At 68.2% G+C, this 20561-nt stretch carries 22 protein-coding genes and 1 tRNA gene; 10 read left to right on the plus strand and 13 right to left on the minus strand.

Annotated features, from left to right (window positions below; translation table 11 throughout):
* Nucleotides 1-41 precede the first annotated feature (41 nt).
* Together AK36_RS12620 and AK36_RS12625 are read right to left on the minus strand one after the other, a co-directional pair.
* Nucleotides 42-911 carry an NAD(P)-dependent oxidoreductase gene (locus AK36_RS12620; protein WP_011882972.1) on the minus strand — a complete coding sequence of 290 codons (870 nt, stop codon included), beginning with the start codon at nucleotides 909-911 and terminating at the stop codon, nucleotides 42-44.
* A gap of 230 nt (nucleotides 912-1141) precedes the next feature.
* Nucleotides 1142-1375 (minus strand): hypothetical protein, encoded by a 234-nt coding sequence (locus AK36_RS12625; protein WP_014722260.1) that lies wholly within the window; start codon nucleotides 1373-1375, stop codon nucleotides 1142-1144.
* 364 nt (nucleotides 1376-1739) lie between these two features.
* Here AK36_RS12625 and AK36_RS12630 point away from each other — a divergent pair, with 364 nt between their 5' ends.
* The 4 genes from AK36_RS12630 to AK36_RS12645 are packed head-to-tail and all read left to right on the plus strand — an operon-like array spanning nucleotide 1740 to nucleotide 5998.
* Nucleotides 1740-2945 carry an efflux RND transporter periplasmic adaptor subunit gene (locus AK36_RS12630; protein WP_011882970.1) on the plus strand — a complete coding sequence of 402 codons (1206 nt, stop codon included), beginning with the start codon at nucleotides 1740-1742 and terminating at the stop codon, nucleotides 2943-2945.
* A 10-nt stretch (nucleotides 2946-2955) separates the two neighbouring features.
* Nucleotides 2956-3654, plus strand: a complete 699-nt coding sequence (locus AK36_RS12635) for an ABC transporter ATP-binding protein (protein ID WP_014722258.1) — start codon at nucleotides 2956-2958, stop codon at nucleotides 3652-3654.
* An 18-nt stretch (nucleotides 3655-3672) separates the two neighbouring features.
* Entirely contained in the window at nucleotides 3673-4827 is a 1155-nt protein-coding gene (locus tag AK36_RS12640) for an ABC transporter permease (RefSeq protein ID WP_014722257.1), read from the plus strand.
* A 4-nt stretch (nucleotides 4828-4831) separates the two neighbouring features.
* Nucleotides 4832-5998, plus strand: coding sequence for an ABC transporter permease (locus tag AK36_RS12645; protein ID WP_045578601.1), 1167 nt, complete (start codon nucleotides 4832-4834; stop codon nucleotides 5996-5998).
* 24 nt (nucleotides 5999-6022) lie between these two features.
* Here the strand turns inward: AK36_RS12645 and AK36_RS12650 are convergent, their stop codons facing one another.
* Nucleotides 6023-7354 (minus strand): carotenoid oxygenase family protein, encoded by a 1332-nt coding sequence (locus AK36_RS12650; protein ID WP_045579417.1) that lies wholly within the window; start codon nucleotides 7352-7354, stop codon nucleotides 6023-6025.
* 16 nt (nucleotides 7355-7370) lie between these two features.
* The gene (locus tag AK36_RS12655; protein WP_011882965.1) at nucleotides 7371-8000 is read right to left on the minus strand and encodes a DUF2239 family protein; all 630 of its coding nucleotides are present in this window, start codon (nucleotides 7998-8000) and stop codon (nucleotides 7371-7373) included.
* Nucleotides 8001-8249: 249 nt separating this feature from the next.
* Here AK36_RS12655 and AK36_RS12660 point away from each other — a divergent pair, with 249 nt between their 5' ends.
* The gene (locus tag AK36_RS12660; RefSeq protein WP_011882964.1) at nucleotides 8250-9590 is read left to right on the plus strand and encodes an MFS transporter; all 1341 of its coding nucleotides are present in this window, start codon (nucleotides 8250-8252) and stop codon (nucleotides 9588-9590) included.
* Between the two features lie 67 nt (nucleotides 9591-9657).
* On the plus strand, nucleotides 9658-11052 hold the full coding sequence (locus AK36_RS12665) for an enolase C-terminal domain-like protein (protein ID WP_011882963.1): 1395 nt from the start codon (nucleotides 9658-9660) through the stop codon (nucleotides 11050-11052).
* 74 nt (nucleotides 11053-11126) lie between these two features.
* Here the strand turns inward: AK36_RS12665 and AK36_RS12670 are convergent.
* From AK36_RS12670 to AK36_RS12690, 5 genes are all read right to left on the minus strand, one after another.
* A tRNA-Ala gene (locus AK36_RS12670) sits at nucleotides 11127-11202 on the minus strand.
* Nucleotides 11203-11267: 65 nt separating this feature from the next.
* Nucleotides 11268-11624, minus strand: coding sequence for a c-type cytochrome (locus tag AK36_RS12675; RefSeq protein WP_011882941.1), 357 nt, complete (start codon nucleotides 11622-11624; stop codon nucleotides 11268-11270).
* Nucleotides 11621-12403, minus strand: coding sequence for a BON domain-containing protein (locus AK36_RS12680; protein ID WP_045578602.1), 783 nt, complete (start codon nucleotides 12401-12403; stop codon nucleotides 11621-11623). The genes AK36_RS12675 and AK36_RS12680 overlap by 4 nt, the downstream gene beginning before the upstream one ends.
* A gap of 17 nt (nucleotides 12404-12420) precedes the next feature.
* On the minus strand, nucleotides 12421-13005 hold the full coding sequence (locus AK36_RS12685) for an SIS domain-containing protein (RefSeq protein ID WP_011882939.1): 585 nt from the start codon (nucleotides 13003-13005) through the stop codon (nucleotides 12421-12423).
* A gap of 126 nt (nucleotides 13006-13131) precedes the next feature.
* A complete protein-coding gene (locus AK36_RS12690) occupies nucleotides 13132-13560 on the minus strand; it encodes a YraN family protein (RefSeq protein WP_011882938.1) in 429 nt (142 codons plus the stop codon).
* 46 nt (nucleotides 13561-13606) lie between these two features.
* Between AK36_RS12690 and rsmI the strand changes: the two genes are divergently transcribed.
* A complete protein-coding gene (gene rsmI / locus AK36_RS12695; RefSeq protein ID WP_011882937.1) occupies nucleotides 13607-14485 on the plus strand; it encodes a 16S rRNA (cytidine(1402)-2'-O)-methyltransferase in 879 nt (292 codons plus the stop codon).
* Between the two features lie 121 nt (nucleotides 14486-14606).
* Here the strand turns inward: rsmI and AK36_RS12700 are convergent, their stop codons facing one another.
* The gene (locus AK36_RS12700) at nucleotides 14607-15218 is read right to left on the minus strand and encodes a septal ring lytic transglycosylase RlpA family protein (protein ID WP_014722250.1); all 612 of its coding nucleotides are present in this window, start codon (nucleotides 15216-15218) and stop codon (nucleotides 14607-14609) included.
* 657 nt (nucleotides 15219-15875) lie between these two features.
* Between AK36_RS12700 and AK36_RS12705 the strand changes: the two genes are divergently transcribed.
* The 3 genes from AK36_RS12705 (at nucleotide 15876) to AK36_RS12715 (ending at nucleotide 17726) form a co-directional block, all read left to right on the plus strand.
* Nucleotides 15876-16520, plus strand: coding sequence for an MBL fold metallo-hydrolase (locus AK36_RS12705; protein WP_011882935.1), 645 nt, complete (start codon nucleotides 15876-15878; stop codon nucleotides 16518-16520).
* Nucleotides 16517-17176: a 3'-5' exonuclease family protein gene (locus AK36_RS12710; RefSeq protein ID WP_011882934.1), complete on the plus strand. Its 660-nt coding sequence runs from the start codon at nucleotides 16517-16519 to the stop codon at nucleotides 17174-17176. Before AK36_RS12705 ends, AK36_RS12710 begins: the two co-directional genes overlap by 4 nt.
* A 79-nt stretch (nucleotides 17177-17255) precedes the next feature.
* Nucleotides 17256-17726, plus strand: coding sequence for an Lrp/AsnC family transcriptional regulator (locus AK36_RS12715; protein WP_011882933.1), 471 nt, complete (start codon nucleotides 17256-17258; stop codon nucleotides 17724-17726).
* 27 nt (nucleotides 17727-17753) lie between these two features.
* Here the strand turns inward: AK36_RS12715 and AK36_RS12720 are convergent, their stop codons facing one another.
* From AK36_RS12720 to AK36_RS12730, 3 genes are all read right to left on the minus strand, one after another.
* On the minus strand, nucleotides 17754-18911 hold the full coding sequence (locus AK36_RS12720) for a cation diffusion facilitator family transporter (RefSeq protein ID WP_043290652.1): 1158 nt from the start codon (nucleotides 18909-18911) through the stop codon (nucleotides 17754-17756).
* Nucleotides 18912-19147: 236 nt separating this feature from the next.
* Nucleotides 19148-19441, minus strand: a complete 294-nt coding sequence (locus AK36_RS12725; RefSeq protein ID WP_011882931.1) for an H-NS histone family protein — start codon at nucleotides 19439-19441, stop codon at nucleotides 19148-19150.
* Nucleotides 19442-19788: 347 nt separating this feature from the next.
* Complete coding sequence (locus AK36_RS12730) at nucleotides 19789-20466, minus strand: HugZ family pyridoxamine 5'-phosphate oxidase (protein ID WP_045578603.1); 678 nt, start codon at nucleotides 20464-20466, stop codon at nucleotides 19789-19791.
* Between the last annotated feature and the right edge of the window lie 95 nt (nucleotides 20467-20561).

The following is a 20561-nucleotide window of genomic DNA, read 5'->3' on the forward strand; positions in this document are numbered from 1 at the left end:
ACGATTATGCCGCGTGCGCGGCGCTTCTGTCCCGCGCCGGCTCAGCGGCCCGCGCGGCGCAGCGCGACTTCGCCGAGCACCGCGAAGTCCTGGTCGCCGCCGCCGTGCGCGAGCGCATCGAGCAGGCTGTCGCGCACGACGCTCGCCACCGGCAGCGGCACCGACGCCGCGTCGCCGGCCTGCAGCGCGAGCCGGACGTCCTTCAGCCCGAGCCGCGCCTTGAAGCGCGCCGGTTCGTAGCTGCGCTCGGCGATCATCCCGCCGTAGCCCGCATAGACCGGCCCCGGAAACACGCTGCTCGTGATCACGTCGAGGAAATCGCGCATCGCGACGCCGTGCGCGCCCAGCAGCGCGGACGCCTCGCCGAGCGTCTCGATCGCCGACGCGAGCGTGAAGTTCGCCGCGATCTTCGCGATGTTCGCGTGCTGCGGCAGCGAGCCGAACCGCCAGGTCTTCTGGCCGATCGCGTCGAACAACGGCTGCACGCGGTCGATCGCCTCGGCCGGGCCGCCGGCCATGATCGTCAGCCGCGCGGCGGCCGCGACGTCCGGGCGCCCCATCACCGGCGCGGCGACGTAGTCGAGGCCGCGCGACGCATGCGCGTGCGCGAGCGACTCGGCGAGCGCGACCGACACCGTCGCCATGTTCACGTGGATCAGGCCGCGCGGCGCCTGCGCAAGCAGCGCGTCGTCGAACACGTCGCGCGCGGCGGCATCGTCGGCGAGCATCGAGAACACCGCGTCGCCGCGAAACGCGTCGGCCGGGGTCGCGACGATCTGCGCGCCGAGCGCCGCCAGCGGCTCCGCGCGCTCGCGCGAACGGTTCCACACGCGCACGGTATGCCCGGCCTTCAGCAGGTTCGTCGCGATCGCCTGCCCCATTTCGCCCAGCCCGATAAATCCAAGATCCATTTCCCGCTCCTTCGACCCGTGAAGCGGCGAGTTAAACACAGATGCCGGCAGTCTGCAGCGCCTGCGGCCGGCCATGCGCGGTGCGATGCCGACCGCATCGACTCGGCGGGCGCATCGGGTTCCGAGGCTCGGAGGCGCCGAACGCCCGAAAAAACAAAACCCCGCATGCCGGAAAGCGTGCGGGGTCTTGCGACGGGGCGGCCGGTCGCGCCGGCCGCGGCGAAGCGTGCTTAGTTCTGCGAGCCTGCGTCGTTCGTGCCGGCGGCCGATGCTGCTGCGGCCTTCGCCTGGCCCTTCTTCGAGCCGTGGTGCTTCAGCTGGTGCTTCGGCTTGCTGTGATCCTTCTTGGCCGGTGCCGATGCGGCAGCCGACGTGTCGGCGGCCGGCGCCGACGCCTGTGCGAATGCCGAAACCGATGCGAGAGCGAATGCTGCGGTCATGATCGAAGCGAGCGTCTTCTTCATTGTTCTTCCTTTAGCGGAGAAAAAGTCAAACGTACCGGTAAGAGATGCGAGGCATCCGCATCGGAACATCAGTCGCGCCGGGGTTGCCGGTCGCGGCCGGGCGGAGCGGCGTTGGCCTTTCCGTCACGGCAAATACTGACGCACTGGCTCCATAACGCACCGCCGGCGCGGCCAGTTGACACGCAGCTTGCATCCTCCGGGTTTCCACCGAGCACTGCGACGCAGGGCCGCGGCGCCGCCGCCCCCGCACGCGCCGAACCGCCGCTTCCGCCCGTCGCGGCGACGCTATACTGGCCTCCTTCCGACTGAACGGCGCGCGGCCCGTCGCGAGACCGGAGACCGCCGCCGTCGCGAGGCGACCCAATTGCCCGAACACAATCTGGACAAACTGAAAATCGACCGGCGTCCGCTCGCACCCGCGCCGCGCCGGCGCCGCTGGGTCCGCTACGCGGCGGCCGCCGCGCTCGTTGCCGCGGCGATTGCGGCGGCGCTCGTGCTGACCAGCCGGCCCACGGTCGATACGACGTCCGTCACGACCGCCTACCCGTACCAGAACGACACGCAGCTCAACGCGACCGGCTACGTCGTGCCGCAGCGCAAGGCCGCGGTCGCGTCGAAGGGCCAGGGCCGCGTCGAATGGCTCGGCGTGCTCGAAGGCACGCGGGTGAAGAAGGGCGACATCATCGCGCGCCTCGAGAGCCGCGACGTCGAAGCCTCGCTCGCGCAGGCGCGCGCGCAGGTGCTGGTGTCGCGCGCCAATCTCGGCGTCGCGCAGGCCGAGTTGAAGGACGCCGAAATCGCGCTGCGGCGCACCGCCGTGCTCGCGCCGAAGGGCGCCGTGCCGGCCGCGCAGCTCGACATCGACACGGCGCGCGTGAACAAGGCACGCGCGACGCTCGGCAGCGATCAGGCTGCGATCGCGTCGGCCGAAGCGAACGCGCAGGCCGCCCAGGTGGCCGTCGACCAGACGGTGATCCGCGCCCCGTTCGACGGGATCGTCCTCGCGAAGCACGCGAACGTCGGCGACAACATCACGCCGTTCTCGTCCGCGTCGGACAGCAAGGGCGCGGTCGTGACGATCGCCGACATGGACACGCTCGAAGTCGAGGCCGACGTCGCCGAGTCGAACATCGCGAAGATCCGCTCGGAGCAGCCGTGCGAGATCCAGCTCGACGCGCTGCCCGACATGCGCTTCGCGGGCCGCGTGTCGCGCATCGTGCCGACCGTCGACCGCTCGAAGGCGACCGTGCTCGTGAAAGTGCGCTTCGTCGACCGCGACGCGCGCGTGCTGCCCGACATGAGCGCGAAGATCGCGTTCCTGTCGAAGCCCGCGACGCCGCAGGACCGCCAGCCGGTGACGGCCGTGCAGGCGAGCGCCGTGGTCGAGCGTGACGGCCGGCCGGTCGTGTTCGTCGTGCAGGACGACGCCGTGCATGCGCGCGCGGTGACGCGCGGCGCGCGGATCGGCGAGCTCGTCGCGATCGGCGGCGTGAAGCCCGGCGACACCGTCGTGCTCGCGCCGGAGGCGCAACTGAAGGACGGCGCGCACGTGACCGTCGCGAAGAAATAGCGTGGCGCACGTGAACGACGCATCGCCGCCGCTCGTCGAGATCCGCCACGTCGCGAAGTCGTACCGGCGCGGCAATCAGGTCGTGCCGGTGTTGACCGACATCACGCTCGACATCGCCGCAGGCGACTTCGTCGCGCTGATGGGGCCGTCCGGCTCCGGCAAGAGCACGCTGCTCAATCTCGTCGCCGGCATCGACCGGCCCGACAGCGGCGAGCTGCGCGTGGGCGGCCTCGACATCACGCGCCTGGAAGAAGCGCAACTGGCCGAATGGCGCGCGGCGAACGTCGGCTTCATCTTCCAGTTCTACAACCTGATGCCGGTGCTCACCGCGTTCGAGAACGTCGAGCTGCCGCTGATGCTCACCACCCTGTCGCGCCGCGAACGGCGCGAGCGCGTCGAGCTGGTGCTCGACATGGTCAATCTCGGCGACCGGATGAGCCACTACCCGTCCGAACTGTCGGGCGGCCAGCAGCAGCGCGTCGCGATCGCCCGCGCGCTGATCACCGATCCGGTGCTGATCGTCGCCGACGAGCCGACCGGCGACCTCGACCGCGCCTCGGCCACCGACGTGCTCGCGATGCTGCAGCGGATGAACGCCGAGCTCGGCAAGACCATCATCATGGTGACCCACGACGCGCAGGCGGCCCGCGCCGCGCGCGCGCTCGTGCATCTGGAAAAAGGGGAGCTGATCGATGGGCACGCGGCCTGACCAGCGCGAGCGCGCGACATGTTCGTATTCAAGCTGATCGCGCGCAACGCGCTGCGGCACCGGCTGCGCACGCTGCTGACCGTGCTCGGGCTGACCATCGCCGTGCTCGCGTTCGGGCTGCTGCACACCGTCGTCGACGCGTGGTACGCGGGCGCGGCCGCCGCGTCGAGCGGACGGCTCGTCACGCGCAACGCGATCTCGCTCGTGTTCCCGCTGCCGGTCAGCTACGAGAACCGGATACGCGGCGTCGACGGCGTGACCGCCGTGGTGCGCTCGAACTGGTTCGGCGGCGTGTATCGCGACCCGAAGAACTTCTTCGCGAGCTTCGCGGTGTCGGACAACTATCTCGACCTGTACCCGGAGTACCTGCTGCCGGCGCAGCAGCGCGCCGATTACGACCGCGACCGGCGCGGCTGCCTGGTCGGCCGGCAGCTCGCGACGCAGTTCGGCTTCAAGGTCGGCGACGTGATTCCGCTGAAGGGCACCATCTACCCCGGCACGTGGGATTTCGTCGTGCGCGGCATTCTCGACGGCCGCGACGATTCGACGATCACGCGCCAGCTGGTGTTCCACTGGGACTACCTGAACGAGACGGTGCGCAAGCGCACGCCCAAACAGGCCGACCAGGTCGGCGTGTTCGTGCTCGGCGTCGCGCGCCCGGACGCCGGTGCGGCGATCGCGCGCGACGTCGACGCGGTGTTCAGGAACTCGCTCGCCGAGACGCTGACCGAGACCGAGCAGGCGTTCCAGCTCGGCTTCGTCGCGATGTCGAACCAGATCATCGCAGCGATCCGCATCGTGTCGTTCGTCGTGATCCTGATCATCATGGCCGTGATGGCGAACGCGATGGCGATGAGCGCGCGCGAGCGCACCGCCGAATACGCGACGTTGAAGGCGCTCGGCTTCGGCCCGGGCTTCATCGCGGCGCTCGTGTTCGGCGAATCGGTCGTGATCGCCACGGCAGGCGGCGCGCTCGGCATGCTGGCGACGCCGCCGGCCGCGACCCTGTTCAAGCACGCCGCCGGCGGCATCTTCCCGGTGTTCAAGGTGTCGGCCGCGACGATGGCGCTGCAGGCCGCGTGCTCGGTCGCGGTCGGCGTCGCGGCCGCGCTCGTGCCGGCATGGCAGGCCGCGCGCGTGCGCGTGGTCGAAGGCCTGCGGGCGATCGGGTAGGCGCATGGCGATCCCGCTCACCTACATCGCGCGCAACCTGTGGACCCGGCGCCTCACCACCGCGCTGACGGCCGGCGGGATGGCGCTCGTGATCTTCGTGTTCGCGACGGTGCAGATGCTCGACGCGGGGCTCACGCAGACGCTCGTGTCGACCGGCGAACCGGACAACGTCGTCGTGATCCGCAAGGGCGCGGAGACCGAAATCCAGAGCGCGATCGATCACCAGCAGGCGAATGCGCTAGAAATGCATCCGGCCGTCGCGCTCGGCCCCGACGGACGGCCGCTGGTGTCGAAGGAAGCGGTCGTGCTGATCTCGCTCGTGAAGGCGTCGACCGGCAAGCCGTCGAACGTCGTGATTCGCGGGGTGTCGCCGGCCGGCCTCATGCTGCGTCCGCGCGTGAAGCTGGTGGCCGGCCGCGCGTTCGCGCCGGGTTCGTCGGAGATCGTCGTCGGCAGCGCGATCGCGAACGGCTTCAGCGGCGCGCAGCTCGGCGACCGCCTGCATTTCGCGCAGCGCGACTGGACCGTCGTCGGCATCTTCGACGCGGGCGGCAGCGGCTTCGACTCCGAGATCTGGGGCGACGTCGATCAGCTGATGCAGTCGTTCCGGCGCACCAGCTATTCGTCGATGGTGCTGCGCATCGCGAGCGCCGACGGCTTCGCGCGCTTCAAGGCCGACATCGACGTCGACCCGCGCCTCACCGACGAAGCGAAGCGCGAGCAGACCTTCTACGGCGACCAGTCGAAGGCGCTGTCGACGTTCATCGACATCCTGGGCGTCACGCTGTCGACGATCTTCTCGATCGCCGCGATGATCGGCGCGATGATCACGATGTACGCGTCGGTCGCGAACCGCACCGCCGAGATCGGCACGCTGCGCGCGCTCGGCTTCAAGCGCGTCAACGTGCTCGCCGCGTTCCTGCTCGAAGCGCTGCTGCTGGGCTTCGCGGGCGGCGTCGCGGGGCTCGCGTGCGCGTCGCTGATGGGCTTCGCGTCGTTCTCGACCACCAACTTCCAGACCTTCTCCGACCTGTCGTTCCGGTTCGTGCTGACGCCCGCGATCGTCGTGAAAACGCTGTCGTTCTCGCTGGTGATGGGGCTCGTCGGCGGGCTGCTGCCGGCGCTGCGCGCCGCGCGGATGAGCATCGTCGACGCGCTGCGCGCGCAGTGACGCGCGCGCCTGCGGCGTCACGCTTCAACGCTCGCGCGGCAGCCATGCGCCGTGGAATCCGGCCGGCACGCGGCGCGGCAGGTGGACGGTCGCGACCGGCAGCGCGTCGATCGCGCTTGCATCGAGAATCACGACGTCGCTCGTGTCGGTCGCCGCGCGGTAGACCACGACCAGCAGCCAGCCGTCGTCCTCGGCGCTGCGGCCCGGACGCGGCACGAACACCGGCTCGCCGTTCTGGTCGCCCACCGGCAGCGCGTAACGCGTGCTCGTGCCGCGCACATGGTCGTAGCGCACGACGCCGCGCATCTCGGCGCTGTCGGGCTGCTCGGCCGCATACAGATAGCGGTAGCTGCGCCCCGTGCGGCTTTCGTCGATGCGCGGCAGCTCGATGCCGCCGTCGGCGAGCGGCCCTTCGTCGATCAGCCCGTTCGCGGTATCGATCACGTAGCGCCACAGCTCGCCGACCGGATTGTCCGCAAAGCGGCCGGTGCGCGCGTCGAGCCGCAGGAACCACGGATAGCGCACCACATCGAGCACGATGCACGACGGATCGCAGTCGTACGCGTTCACGACGTGCTGGATGAAGCACGGCTCGATGCCGAACCAGCGCACGTCGCCGCCGTGGCGCGGCAGCACGCCGATCCGCGCGTCGCGCTCGTCGTGCCAGCGCAGCGGCATCCGGTGGCCCTGCTTCAGCATCGCGAAGTCGTAGCCGACGTTCAGGTCGAGCAGCAGGCTGCGGGTTTCGGTGATCGCGAGATCGTGCATCATCGATGGCGCGCGCACGTCGACGACCATGTCGACGCGCTGCACACCGTACGCGTCCGCGACGCCGTAACGCAGCCACGGTTCGCGCCAGTCCGCGCGGAACAGGATCAGCTCGCCCGTCACCGGATCGAGCTTCGGATGCGCGGTCATCGCGCCGCCCAACCCCGCGTGCCGGGCCGGCTCGCCCAACGTGTCGAGTGCGGCCGTGATCGCGAGCGGCGCACCGCCTTCGGCCAGTGCGAGCAGTTCGCCCGCATGACGCAGCACGCTGACGTTCGGATTGGCGTCGGGCAGGTGCGGCGCCTGCTCGGGCGCATGCACGCGCGCCCAGCGCTGCGTGCGCAGCCAGCGGTTGCGGTAGCCGGTCGCACGGCCGCGCTCGAACGAGATCGCGTGCAGCATCGCCGCTTCCGGCCACCACGACAGCACGTCGTTGCCTTCGAAACGGCCTGCGGGCGGATTGGGGCCGTTGCGCAGCAACGTGCCGTCGAGTTCGGGCGGGATCGCGCCGGTCACGCGCAGGTCGACGAGATCGGCTTCGTCGGCCACCGGCGCGAGCGCGCCGCGGTTCAGGTCGAAAGTCGGCATCGTATGGCGCCCCGGTTCAGCCTTCGTCGGCCGACGGCGGCAGATCGCCGCGCGCCAGCGCGAGCGCATGAGCGCTCACATCGGCCGGCCAGCCGGCGATCAGTTCGCCCATCCGCGCGAGATCGTTCGCGTACAGCGCGCGCACGGCCTCCTCGAAGCCCGGCAGATCGCCCGCGAGCGCCGACATGAAGTGGTACGCGCGCGCCTGCGCATCGCGCCGCCGATCGGCCGCCGCATGGGTGCGCCGCGCGTCCTCGACCAGCTTGCGCAGCGCCACCGACGCGCCGCCCGGCTGCGCGGCCAGCCAGTCCCAGTGACGCGGCAGCAGCGTGACCTCGCGCGACACCACGCCGAGCTTCGGCCGGCCGCGGCCGCGTTGTTCGCCCGCGCCCGGCTCGCCGGCTTCGGACGCTGCCCGCGCCTCGGCTGGCGCCGCTGCGTAGCGCGCGCGGACGTCGTCCGCCGTGCCGCGCAGGTCGAGATCGATCGTGCGGCCGGTCGCATCGTCGAAGATCGCGATCGGGCCGCTCGCAGCGTCGTCGGCCGCGCGCCGGACCGCCAGCGCGACCGTCTCCAGCGCCCCGGACGCGAGGCGCCGATGACCGTCGAACGCGGTGTAGGAAGGAACGAACAGGGAAAGCGTCATCGTGGCCGCCTTGCAGTGGAAATTGGAATGCCGCTATTTTTATCCGGGTATAAACAGACTGTCAATATCATCCGGGTAAAAAAGAATGCGCGTGGTTCTGTCGATTGATTCAAGTTCTGAATCAATCAAGTCAGCAATTGGCATGAAAACGTGAATTCCCCCGTGCCAGAATGGCCAGACGTCATATGACGAAGCGCGCATTCGACGCGCAGTAGCCCCGGCACGTTCCGCCTCTCGGAGGAGACAGATATGAATCCGCTTCACGCATTGCCGGCGTCCGCGTCGGCAACGGCCCAGCGCACGCGTGTGCGCTGGCTCGTGCTGGCCGTGCTGTTCGCGGTCACGACAATCAACTACGCGGACCGCGCGGCGATCGCGATCGCCGGCCCCGCCATCGCGCGTGCGATGCACCTGAGCCACGTGCAGATGGGCTTCATCTTCTCGGCGTTCGGCTGGTCGTACGTGATCGCGCAGTTGCCGGGCGGCTGGCTGCTCGACCGCTTCGGCTCGCGCATCGTCTATGCGTTCAGCATCTTCTTCTGGTCGCTGTTCACGCTGCTGCAGGGCGGTATCGGCTTCATCGGCGGCGCGGCCGCGTTCGGGCTGCTGTTCGCGCTGCGCTTCCTGGTCGGCGCGGCCGAGGCGCCGTCGTTTCCGGCCAACAGCCGGATCGTCTCCACGTGGTTCCCGGCCGCCGAACGCGGCACCGCATCGGCGATCTTCAACGCCGCGCAGTACGCGGCGACCGTCGTGTTCGCGCCGCTGATGGGTTGGCTGGTGCACGCGTTCGGCTGGCAGTGGGTGTTCGCGGTGATGGGCGTGCTCGGCTTCGCGTTCGTGCTGGTGTGGAACCGCACGATGTACGACCCGAGCGCGCACCCGCGCATCAACCGCGCGGAGTTCGACTACCTCGCCGAAGGCGGCGCGCTCGTCAACATCGACCGCGCGGCCGGCGCACGCGACGGCGGCCCGTCGATGCACCACGTGAAGGCGCTGCTGAGGAGCCGGATGCTCGTCGGCGTGTACGTCGCGCAGTACTGCATCAACGCGCTCACCTATTTCTTCATCACGTGGTTTCCCGTCTACCTCGTGCAGGCGCGCGGGATGTCGATCCTCAATGCGGGGCTCGTCGCGTCGATCCCGGCCGTGTGCGGGTTCCTCGGCGGGATCCTGGGCGGCATCGTGTCCGACGCGCTGCTCAAGCAGGGACGCTCGCTGTCGGTCGCGCGCAAGGTGCCGATCGTGATCGGCATGCTGCTGTCGATGTCGATGATCGTCTGCAACTACACCGACTCGCACGTGCTGGTCGTGCTGTTCATGGCGCTGTCGTTCTTCGGCAAGGGGCTCGGCGCGCTCGGCTGGGCCGTCAACGCCGACACCGCGCCGCGCCAGATCGCCGGCCTGAGCGGCGCGCTGCTCAACACGTGCGGCAATCTCTCCAGCATCACGACGCCGATCGCGATCGGCTATATCGTCGACCGCAGCGGCTCGTTCAACGGCGCGCTCGTGTATGTCGTCGCGCACGCGCTCGTCGCCGTGATCTGCTATCTGTTCGTCGTCGGCGAGATTCGCCGCGTCGAGCTCAAATGAACTGAACGGCGCGGGCGGCGCCGGTGCGTCCGGCGGCTCGCGCATGACCGGAACCAGGAGCAAACCGATGTCCGAAGCCCGCCACACCGGCACGCCGCGCGTCACGCGCATGCGGGTGATTCCCGTCGCCGGCCGCGACAGCATGCTGCTGAACCTGTGCGGCGCGCACGCGCCGTACTTCACGCGCAATCTCGTGATCCTCGACGACAGCAGCGGCCACACGGGCGTCGGCGAAGTGCCCGGCGGCGAAGGCATCCGTCAAGCGCTCGAACGGATGACCGACGTGGTGGTCGGCCAGTCGATCGGCCGTTACCAGGCGACGCTCAACGCGGTGCGCGCGGCGCTGTCCGGCGCGGGTGCGGCGGCCGGGCGCACGATCCGGCACGAGGTGACGTCGGCGAGCGAAGCGGCGGTGCTGCGCCAGCCGCACGAGATCAATCTGCGGCTCGACAACGTGATCACCGCGATCGAGGCGGCGCTGCTCGACCTGCTGGGCCAGCATCTCGACGTGCCGGTGGCCGCGCTGCTCGGCGAGGGGCAGCAGCGCGACGCGGTGCCGATGCTCGCGTACCTGTTCTACATCGGCGAGCGTCGGCGCACCGACCTGCCGTATCGCGACGAGGCGCATGCCGCCGACCCGTGGTTCCGGCTGCGCAACGAAGCGGCGCTGACGCCGGCCGCGATCGCGGAGCAGGCCGAAGCCGCGGTCGCGCGCTACGGCTTCGCCGACTTCAAGCTGAAAGGCGGCGTGATGGCCGGTGCGGACGAAATGGCGGCGATCGCGGCGATCAAGGCGCGCTTTCCCGACGCGCGGGCGACGCTCGATCCGAACGGTGCGTGGTCGCTCGACGAGGCCGTCGCGCTGTGCCGCGGGCAAGGCGATCTGCTCGCTTATGCGGAGGACCCGTGCGGGCCGGAGGCGGGCTACTCGGGGCGCGAGGTGATGGCAGAGTTCCGGCGCGCGACCGGCATTCCGACCGCGACGAACATGATCGCGACCGACTGGCGGCAGATGGATCATGCGGTGCGGCTGCAGGCGGTCGACATTCCGCTCGCCGACCCGCACTTCTGGACGATGCAGGGCTCGGTGCGGCTCGCGCAGCTGTGTCGCGACTGGGGGCTCACGTGGGGTTCGCATTCGAACAACCACTTCGACGTGTCGCTCGCGATGTTCACGCATGCGGCCGCGGCGGCGCCGGGCACGATCACGGCGATCGACACGCACTGGATCTGGCAGGAAGGCGACGCGCGGCTCACGCGCGAGCCGCTCGAAATCGTCGGCGGCCAGGTGGCCGTGCCGGAGCGGCCGGGGCTCGGGATCGAGCTCGACATGGCGCAGGTGGAGGCCGCGCATGCGTTGTATCGGCAGGTGGGCGGCACCGCGCGCGACGACGCGATGGCGATGCGGTATCTGGTGCCGGGGTGGACGTATGATCCGAAGCGGCCGAGTTATGGGCGGTGAGGGATCGGGCGGGAAACGATAGGCGGGAAAGCAAAAAGGGTTCGGTCTTGCGACCGAACCCTTTTCAAATCTGTTGGTGGAGCGGAGGAGGATCGAACTCCCGACCTTCGCATTGCGAACGCGACGCTCTCCCAGCTGAGCTACCGCCCCAACAGCTGACTATCATACACACGCATTTCTGCGCTTGGCAATAGGGGTTGTATTCTCCCGACGCGTCACTTCGACGGCGCGCCCGCCAGCACCCAGTCGACCACCGACCGCAGGTCGGCATCGCTCATGCGCGGATGCGCGGGCATCGGGATCGCCCCCCACGCGCCGGAGCCGCCGTCCTTCACCTTCTTCGACAGCTTCGCAACGGCTTGCGGGTCGGCCTTGTAGCGCGCCGCGATGTCCTTGAACGACGGCCCGACGAGCTTGCGATCGACCGCGTGGCAGCCCATGCACGCGTTGCTGCGCGCGACCCTCAGCCCGTCGCCGACATCCGCGTGCGCGGTGCCGAACGCACCCGCCAGCGCCACCACCGCGGCGCCATGCCGCACCCATTGCTTCATTCTGATCCGCGTCCGTTTCATTGCGGCGCCGCCTTCGGGTTGCCCGGATGCACGCTCGTCGAATTCGAGATCGGCGCCGGCGGTTGCAGCGGCGTGGACTGGACCGACGCGTCGGGCACCGCCCCGACCGTCGCGGCATCGGCCGGCGCAGCGGCAGCCGGCGCGGCGGACGCGGCCTGCAGCGCCTGCGCGTCCTGCGGCTGGATGTACTGGAACACCTTCACGACCTTCTCGACGCCCGGCACCTGGCTTGCCGCATCGGCGCCGCGGTTGCCTTCGTCGACCGTCACGAGCCCCATCAGATAGACGTTGCCGCGCTCGCTGACGACCTTGTAGTAATTCGCCGACAGACCCTTCGTCGCGATCAGCTCCGACTTCACGCGCCCTTCGAGGTACGAGTCGTTCGCACGCGACGACAGCGACGACGCCGGCTCGACCGACAGCTCGTTGACGATCGCGCTCACGTTGTTGATGCCGCGCACGATTTCCTCGGCACGCCGCTTCGACGCGTCGTTCGGCACCTCGCCCGTCAGCAGCACGCGGCGGTTGAACACCGTCACGTTCACGTGCGACTGGTCCGGCAGCCCGTTGTTGATCTGCGTGAGCGCCTTGACCTGGATCTCGCGATCTTCCGTCTGCGCGCCGAGCGTACGACGATCGGTCGCGATCAGCGCGCCGCCGCCGGCCGCCGCACCGAGCACGCCGAGCACGCAACCCTGCAGCGACATCGCGAGGCCCGCCGTCAGCGCGGCGAGCAACGTGGTTCTGACGAGCGTCTGTTTGACGCGACTTTGATTCATCGACGGCTCTCCTTCGTTCAATCCTCACCCAGCAGCATCGCGTCGATGCCGTCGCACAGGCAGTGGATGGTCAGCAGATGGACTTCGTGGACGCGCGCCGCACGCGAGGCGGGCACGCTGATCGCAATATCGGTGTCGGACAATGCGGCCGCGACCGCATGTCCGCTGCCGCCGGTCAGCGCGACGACGGTCATCTCGCGCTCGTGCGCTTCGTCGATCGCGGCCAGCACGCGCGGCGACGCGCCGCTGGCATCGAGCACGAGCAGGATGTCACCGGTCTGCCCGAGCACACGCACCTGCTGCGCGAACAGCTGGTCGGCGGCCGTTGCCGCCATCAGGCCGCCCTGCGACGCATCGGTGGCCAGCGCAATCGCGGGCAGGCCCGGCCGCTCGCGCTCGAAGCCGCCGACGAGCGACACGGCGAGGTAGTGCGCGGCCGCCGCGGACAGGCCGTCGCCGCACGCGACGATCTTGTTGCCGTTCGCCAGCGCGGCGAACATCGCGTCGACCGCCGCTGCGATCGGCAGCGACAGCGCGTCGGCGGCTTCGGCATGAAGCGCGGCGCTGTCGCGGAAATGTTGCTGAATACGTTCGACTGACATCGATTTCTGGTGAACTGAGCGCGAGGGTACGCCACGCGCAACGTCATGGGTGCGGCGAGTTTACCGCACTCCGGCACCGGCTCCGGGGGTCCGGCAAGAACTCTTTACATCTCGTCACAGCTCGCGTTACGCATCGTCGGCACGAAACGCGTCGCGCAGCCAGTCGAGGCGGCCGGCTTCGAACGCGACGACGTCGAATCGGCACGCGGCGCCCGCGCCGTGCCGCGCCCAGAAATCGAGCGCCGCGGCGATCACGCGCCGGCGCTTGCGCCAGCCGACGCTCGCCGCGGCGCCGCCATGCCGCGCACTGCGCCGCGCGCGCACTTCGACGAACACCAGCATGCCGTCGGACGCGCGCATCACGAGATCGAGCTCGCCGCCGCGGATCGTCACGTTGGCCGCGACGAACGCGAGGCCGCGGCGCTCGAGGAACTGCCGCGCACGTTGCTCGAAGTTGGCGCCCACGGCTCGGGATCGCACCGCGCCCGAAAATTCGCCGCCGCCGCGCGGCGCATCGCGCCCACCCGCAGGCGCGGCAGGCGCCGCGTGGCACAATGCCGACCTTGTTCCGCCTGCGCCGCGATTGCGCGCATTGCCTGCCATGACTGCCCTCCTCGAACTCGCGCAAACCCAGCACTATCCGAGCGCCGCGCTCTACGTGGTCGCAACGCCGATCGGCAACGCCGCCGACATCACGCTGCGCGCGCTGCACGTGCTCGGCCTCGCCGACCGCATCGCTGCCGAAGACACCCGCAACACCGGCCAGCTGCTCGCGCGCTACGGCATCTCGAAGCCGCTCCTGGCCGTGCACGAGCACAACGAACGCGAAGCCGCGCTGCGCGTGGTCGAGCTGCTGCGCGCCGGCGAGCGCGTGGCCTACGTGTCCGACGCCGGCACGCCGGGCATCTCGGACCCCGGCGCGCGGCTCGTCGACGCGGTGCGCGCGGCCGGCTTCGCGGTGATTCCGCTGCCGGGCGCGAGCGCGGCCGTGACCGCGGTGAGCGTGGCCGGCGCCTGGGCCGGCGCGTTCACGTTCGCGGGCTTCCTGCCGCCGAAGGCGAAGCAGCGCGCGAGCGCACTGCAGGCGCTCGTGCAGCACCCGTACGCGCTGGTGTTCTACGAAGCGCCGCACCGGATCGCCGAAACCGTCGCGGCGCTCGCCGACGCGTTCGGCCCCGCACGCCGGTTGCTGATCGCGCGCGAGCTCACCAAGCTACATGAACAGCTGTTCGAGGGCACCCTGGCCGAAGGACAGAGCTGGCTCGACGGCGATGCGAACCGGCAGCGCGGCGAGTTCGTGCTGGTCGTCGAAGGCGCGCCGTCCGATGCCGGCGCAGCCGACGACACCGCGCACGACGCGCTGCTCAAGCTGTTGCTGGAAGAAGTGCCGGTCAAGAGCGCGGCGAAGCTGGCGGCCGCGCTGACGGGCGCGTCGCGCAACACGCTGTACGCACGCGCGCTGGCGTTGAAGGAAGGCTGACGGGGCGGGCGGCGGGCACGGCCGGAAGCCATGACCGGCCGGCTCGCGGAAACGAAAAAGGGCTGCGGGGAAGCAGCCCTTTCTACCTGCTGGACGCGCGGACGAAATGCCGCGCGACCCGTTACTTCGACGACAGCGACGCGAACATCTCGTCGCGCGCCTCACGCGCTTCCTGCGGCGACAGCCCTTCGATCTTCACGCGGCCCGTGCCGGCATGCACGAGGCCGATCATCTTCGCGGCGGCATACGACAGGTCGAGCACGCGGCCGCGCTTGAACGGCCCGCGATCGTTGACCTTCACGACGACCCACTTGCCGGTCGACGCGTTGGTCACCTTGATGTACGAAGACAGCGGCAGCGTGCGATGCGCGGCGGTCAGCGCGTTCATGTTGAAGCGCTCGCCGTTCGCGGTGCGGCGGCCGTGGAAATCGCGGCCATACCACGATGCGCGGCCGGTCTGACGGAATTCGGACACATCGGCGCCGTCGATCGGCTCGGCATCGGCGAGCGATGCCTTCTTCGCGTCCTTGCTGTCCGCGGCCGGCATCGACGCCAGCGCGGAATCGAAATTCAGTTGCTGCTTGTCGTCGTCCGCCTTCGCGGCGGCAGCGGTCTTGTTGACCGCACCCTTCTGGTTGGCGCTGCCGGTGGTCTGGCTGGACGGCACGGCACAGCCCGTCAGCGCAAAAAATAAAGCAATGGTCCCGAATCGAGTCGGAAATCGAAAATTCATCGACGTGTCGCCTTCTGGTTCGGGCCGCATCGATACAACGCTGCTGAACAACGCAGATACGCGGCCCGGACGGCAAATGCGGGCACGCCCCGCTCGGATGCGAGCAGGCGGCTAGCATGGGCGCGGCTTTCGTCTCTGCCGCAACCGTCCTGATTAGTTTTCACGTCTGGCGCAACCTGTCCCCGGCAGCCTGACCAGACCCCACATGCCGCCATCGAACATGGCTCTCACGTTCGCGTGCGTCGCTTACGGCCAACGCACAGGAACGGCGGCACAGGCCTCATCCGACGGCGCAGCAGCTAGGCCGCAAGACGGGCGCGCAGCACCCGGCCGGACAAGACGTGAGCACCGAACGTCGGTGCTGGATACACCGCCGGACTCCCCGGCGGTCGATGCTTGACGGTGAATCCGACGCCCCGTTTAACGGGGCCGAAACACCAGCGAACTGCGTGAAATTCACGCACAGTGGGCCGCATTATACATAAATCAAAACGCTGTCTCGAAAAGCGCCCCCGCCGGACCATTGATTCTCTCTATGGCCGTAACAATCGGGATGCTCGGGGAATGCCCGTAGAAGCGCGCCGCGCGGCGCGGCGCCACGCCCACATGCGGCGCGTGCGACCGGTACAATCGCTCCTTTTAGCCGCCGGTGCCTCCATGAAAGTCACGCTCATTCCGGTCACGCCGTTCCAGCAGAACTGCTCTCTGCTCGTCTGCGAAAAGACCGGCCGCGCCGCCGTCGTCGATCCCGGCGGCGATCTCGAACGCATCGAACAGGAGATCGCGCGGCAGAACGTGCAGCTCGAGAAAGTGCTGCTCACGCACGGCCACGTCGATCACTGCGCGGGCGCGAAGGCGCTCGCGACGCACTACGGCGTGCCGATCGTCGGCCCGCAGGAAGACGAGCGCTTCTGGATCGAGCAGTTGCCGACGCAGAGTCAGCGCTTCGGCTTCCCGGCCGCCGAAGCGTTCGAGCCCGACCAGTGGCTGCACGACGGCGACACCGTCCGGTTCGGCGACGAGACGCTCGAGGTCTACCACTGCCCCGGCCACACGCCCGGCCACGTGGTGTTCTTCAGCCGCGCGCATCGCGTCGCGATCGTCGGCGACGTGCTGTTCGCCGGCTCGATCGGCCGCACCGATTTCCCGCGCGGCAATCACGCCGACCTCGTGCGTTCGATCAAGGAAAAGCTGTGGCCGCTCGGCGACGACGTCACCTTCGTGCCGGGCCACGGTCCGGTGTCGACCTTCGGCGACGAGCGCCGCACGAACCCGTTCGTGTCCGACAAGGTATTCGGATGAACCAGACCGCCATTCCCGAAATCTACGTCAGCACCGACGTCGAAGCCGACGGCCCGATCCCCGGCCCGCACTCGATGCTGAGCTTCGCATCGGCCGCCTATACCGAGGACAAGCAGCTGATCGCGACGTTCTCGGCGAACCTCGAGACGCTGCCGGGCGCACACGCGCATCCGGTGCAGGAAGCGTGGTGGAAAACCGAGCCCGAGGCATGGGCCGCGTGTCGGACCGACCTGCAGGCGCCCGAGAAGGCGCTCGTCGCGTACGTCGAGTGGGTCGAGGCGCTGCCCGGCAAACCGGTGTTCGTCGCGATGCCGGCCGGCTTCGATTTCACGTTCATGTTCTGGTACATGATGCGCTACGCGGGACGTTGTCCGTTCTCGTGGTCGGCGCTCGACATCAAGACGCTCGCGTTCGCGATGACTGGGCTGCCGTACCGCAAGGCGATCAAGCCGCGCTTTCCGAAACACTGGTTCGACGATCATCCGCACACGCACGTCGCGCTCGACGACGCGATCGAGCAAGGCGCGCTGTTCTGCAACATGCTCGCCGACCTGCGTCGTCAGCAGGCGGCGCTCGCCGGCCTCGCAGTCGCCGACACGGACCGTTCGGAGCAGGCAGGCGCGGGACAAAATCCTACGGATCCGCGCGCAAATTAGCGAATCTCGCTCAACCACGCGCTGCCAGATTGCCTTTCCTTTCCCGGCCCTCTAACATTGAGCGTGTTGTAGCTGCCGCATGGAGGCGCAGGTGACGCTCGATTCCTTTTCGCAAAAAATCCTTCGCCTGTTGCAGCTCGACGCGCGCCGTTCGGTTCAGGAAATCTCGGACCAGGTCGGCCTGTCGAGCACGCCGTGCTGGCGTCGCATCAAGGACATGGAACAGTCCGGCGTGATCCAGCGCTACACCGCGCTGCTCGATCGCGAGAAGCTCGGCCTGCACGTATGCGCGCTCGCGCACGTGCACCTGACCCGCCACAACGAGGGCGGCGTCGAGCAGTTCGAGCGCGAGATCTCGACCTGCCCGGAAGTGACCGAGTGCTACAGCACGACCGGCGAAGCCGATTACATCCTCAAGATCGTCGCGCCCGACATCAAGGCCTACGACGTGTTCCTGCACGAACGGATCTTCAAGATCCCGGCCGTGTCGCAGGTGCGCACGAGCGTCGTGCTGCGCGAAATCAAATTCGACACGCAACTGCCGCTGTAACGCGCTGCCCACGCACGTCGGCGCCGCTCACGCTTTCATCGGCAAGGCGCGCGTGAAGCCGATCCGGCGCGCGCCGAATTGGCGCTTCAACGCATCCAGATCGAGCCGCTCGGCGAGCGCCGCGTCGGTATCGCCGGCACCCGCGTCGAGCGTCACGTCGACCTCGAGCCCCGTGCTCAGATAGTGCAGGTTGATGGTGGCCGCATGCAGCCCGCGCTGCGCGAGCGCGGCCTCGAGCCGCGCGGTGATCTCGGCGCGCGGCGGCAGCGCGAGCGCCGGACGGCGCGCGGTGTCGTTCTCCGGGTCGACGTGGATCAGCGCGTCGAGCACGCGCGGGTCGGACAGCACGCGCGCCCGCGCGTTCTCCGCGATGTAGTGACCTTCGGATACGGAAATCATCGGGTCGACCAGAATGTGGGCGTCGACCAGCGCCGCGTCGCCCATCTTGCGCGTGCGCAGCTCGTGCACGTCGCGCACGCCGGGCGTCGCCGCGAGCAGCGCGTGGATCTCGGCCGTGGCGGTGGTGTCGAGCGCACGGTCCGACAGGTCCTGCAACGCGTCGTAGCCGAAGGTCCAGCCCATGCGCGCGACCATGAAGCCGACGATCGCCGCGGCGATCGGGTCGAGCAGCCGCACGCCGGCCAGGCTGCCGACGATGCCGATCGCGACGACCAGCGACGACGCAGCATCCGAACGCGCATGCCATGCGTTCGCGACGAGCATCGCCGAGCGCACGCGGCGCGCCTCGCGCAGCATGTAGCGGAACAATCCTTCTTTCGACACGAGCACGGTCAGCGCGACGATCAGCGCGGAAAAATGCACGGCCGGAATGTTCTCGAGATTGACCAGGCGATTGCCGGCGCGCCACAACATGCCGATACCGACCGCGATCAGGATCGCGCCGAGAAACAATGACGCGACGGTCTCGTAGCGGCTGTGCCCGTAATTGTGATCTTCATCCGGCGACGCACCGCTATGGCGATTCGCGATCAGCACCACAAAATCGGAGATCAAATCGGAAATCGAATGAATCCCGTCGGCAATCAATGCCTGCGAGTGCGCGACCGCGCCCACCGCGATCTGGAATGTCGCAAGTACGACATTCAGCACGATACTGACCAGGGTGCTCTTGCGCGCGACCGCGTGCTTATCCGCGCTTTGCGCGTCGCCTGAAAACGAGGACATGAAATACGAGATAACGGTTGAGATAGGTGATTCTATCAAACCAATCTCGCCGGGCATTCCGTTAACACGGATTTTTCCCGTTAAATCAGACGCTTATGCGAACGGGTTGCATTTCCATTCACGCCGACCGTGACGTTTCCGTGACATTTTCCTTACATTTTCGTATCACGATGCAAAAAAGGCCGCACTCCTCGACGGAGACGCGGCCTTCTTTCGGCACCGACTTAATCAGTCGTTTAAATCGCGAACTGATCGCGGTTCTTGCCGGCGATCCAGCGCGGCGGCTTGCCGCGGCCCGACCACGTCGCGCCCGATTCCGGGTCACGGTACTTTGCTGCCACACCGGCGCGCGGACGGCCGACCTTGCCCGCCTTCGCACGGCTGAGACCGAGTTCGGCGAGCGAAAAGCCGTAGTCGGCAATTTTCTGCTTCACGTCATTCAGCACTTCCGCGTATTCACGCGACTTTGCTTCTTCGATTTGCTTCTCCAGCTTCTCCCGCTGGGCGAGCAGGTCCTTGTAAGAAGACATAGTTTTCCTTTCGATATGATCAATGGCGCCGGTCTTGGGCCGGTTCACCATTCATGGAATATTTGTGCCTCGGATTTTCGAAGGCAGAGATTAGCACAAAACAGATTTGATAGAGCGCGTTTCACGAAAATACACAGATCGTTTTCAATTCGGCCGTGTCATTTTGACCTGCCGCGGCCTTATCTCAAATTTTTACGCGGTTGCATAGAGATTAGGACATTACCGATCCACTAATTGGACTTTCAACATACGCAATTACCCTGCATACGGAAAATCAAACCTTTCATCGGACGACAGGTTTGCGAAAAAGTATGCAATAAAGCAATGCTATGCGCGGCGGTGCGACGTCACGCCGCAGCGTGCGCACTCGCAATCAATTGCTCGCTCAATTGCTCGCGCAGCGCAGCCGGGCCAGCGTCGGCCGGCAGCGGCGCGAACGGCGTGCGCAGCCGTCGGCCGTCGAGGCGCCAGTCGGCGCCGTGGCGATCGACACCGAGCAGATCGAGCCCGTCGCGGCGCACGTCGCTCGACTCGTACGCATCCCATAAGGCGCGCTCGTCGTCGAATCCGAGCGGTGGCAACGCGTCGAGCGCCGCGCCGTCGACCCACCCCATCCGCCCGAACCCGGCGATATAGCGCAGCCGCTCGATGTCGAGCGCCCAGAACGTGAAATCGCCGAGCGCGAGATAACGTGCGGCGCCCGGTTCGTAACGCGTGTAACGCGCGGCGAGATGCGGATCGTCGCCGATCGGCACGAAACGCCCGACGAGTGTCGCGCGCTCGGCATTCAGCACGTCCCCGTCGCGCGCGTCGACGACGAGAAAGCCCGCGCGCGGATCGGCGACGAGATTGCGCGTGTGCTCCGCGAGGCCGCTCACGAGAATCACGGGCCGATGCGCCGCATCGGGCGCGAACGGCACGATCGTCGGATACGGAAAACCCTGCGGCTCGCGCGCGTGGGTCGCGAGCGTACCGAGCGCGCAGCGATGCAGTAAATGCAGTGGCAGGGCGGGGTCGATGTTCACGGTGACTCCTGCGGTCGAAAGGCATGGAATGGAAATGTCAGCAGCGCGCGACGCCGATATGTCGCGCGCACGCAGCTTGCTGCATCGATGTTACT

This window comes from Burkholderia vietnamiensis LMG 10929 (genome assembly GCF_000959445.1).
GTDB lineage: Bacteria > Pseudomonadota > Gammaproteobacteria > Burkholderiales > Burkholderiaceae > Burkholderia > Burkholderia vietnamiensis.